The sequence below is a fragment of the Rhizobium album genome (assembly GCF_003122325.1).
In the GTDB taxonomy this organism is placed as follows: Bacteria; Pseudomonadota; Alphaproteobacteria; order Rhizobiales; family Rhizobiaceae; genus Metarhizobium; species Metarhizobium album.
On record NZ_QFBC01000056.1, the window covers coordinates 1 to 1,302 of the forward strand.

The window sequence follows — 1,302 nt, forward strand, 5'->3', positions numbered from 1 at the left end:
GATCGTGTCCCAGGAGGTGGTGTATCAGGGTATCGGCGGTCACCAGTGTTTTTCCGGTAGGGTCGGGTTGTTCAAGACCAACCTGAAGGAAAGATCACCGATGACCGACGACATGATGACCCTGCGCTCGCTCGTTGAGAAGAGCGCTGATGCCGATTTGCTCCGGGAGATGATCGGCTTTGCTGCCGAGAAGTTGATGTCCCTGGAGGTCAGCACGAAGACGGGCGCGGGCTATGGCGAGAAGAATGGCTTTCGGCTGGCTCAGCGTAACGGCTATCGCGACCGGGACTGGGAGACACGTGCTGGTACAGTCGAGCTTCGTATCCCGAAGCTGCGCACCGGCAGCTATTTCCCAAGCTTCCTTGAGCCGCGCCGGATGGCGGAGAAGGCCCTGACGGCGGTGATCCAGGAAGCATACATCCAGGGCGTCTCGACCCGCTCGGTCGACGACCTCGTCAAGGCCATGGGTATGAGCGGCATTTCCAAGAGCCAGGTGTCCCGCCTGTGCGAAGAGATCGACGACAAGGTGAAGGCCTTTCTCGACAGGCCCATCGAAGGCGAATGGCCCTACCTCTGGATTGACGCGACCTATCTGAAGGTCCGGCGCGGCGGGCGCATCGTCTCGGTCGCTGTCATCATCGCAGTGGGTGTAAACACCGACGGCCGACGCGAAGTGCTTGGCATGGAGATCGGCACATCCGAGGCCGAGGCGATCTGGACTGAGTTTCTTCGAAAGCTGACCAGACGGGGCCTGCGCGGCGTCAAGCTTGCTGTCTCCGACGCTCATGAGGGGATCAAGGCCGCCGTGTCAAAGGTGCTCTCTGCCACCTGGCAGCGCTGCAGGGTTCACTTCATGCGCAATGCGCTTGCCCATGCGGGAAAGAGCGGACGGCGTGTCGTCTCCGCCTTCATCGCCACGGCCTTCGCCCAGGACGCGCCAGAGGCCGCAAGCACCCAGTGGCGCAATGTCGCCGACCAGATCAGGCCGAAGGTGCCGAAACTCGCCACGCTCATGGACAGCGCCGAGCAGGACGTGCTCGCCTACATGACCTTTCCCAAGCAGCACTGGGCCAAGCTTCATTCGACCAACCCGATCGAACGCCTCAACGGCGAGATCAAGCGACGCACCGAGGTCGTCGGCATCTTCCCCAACGACGATGCCATCGTCAGGCTAGTTGGCGCGCTGCTACTCGAACAAAACGATGAATGGGCAGTCCAACGATCCCGCTATATGACACTGGAAACCATCGCCGCGATGAGCGATGATCCGCTCATCAGCCTGCCAGCAGCAAGCTGATCAAT

General features: G+C 61.1%; 1 protein-coding gene. It reads left to right on the forward strand.

Annotated elements, in window-relative coordinates; genetic code table 11:
- Nucleotides 1-100: 100 nt before the first annotated feature.
- Entirely contained in the window at nt 101-1,297 is a 1,197-nt protein-coding gene (locus DEM27_RS33375; RefSeq protein WP_109462517.1) for an IS256 family transposase, read from the forward strand.
- Nucleotides 1,298-1,302: the final 5 nt, after the last annotated feature.

Excerpts from the sequence above, each read along its gene's own strand:
- DEM27_RS33375 (WP_109462517.1), top strand. The coding sequence starts at position 101 with ATGACCGACGACATGATGACCCTGCGCTCGCTCGTTGAGAAGAGCGCT.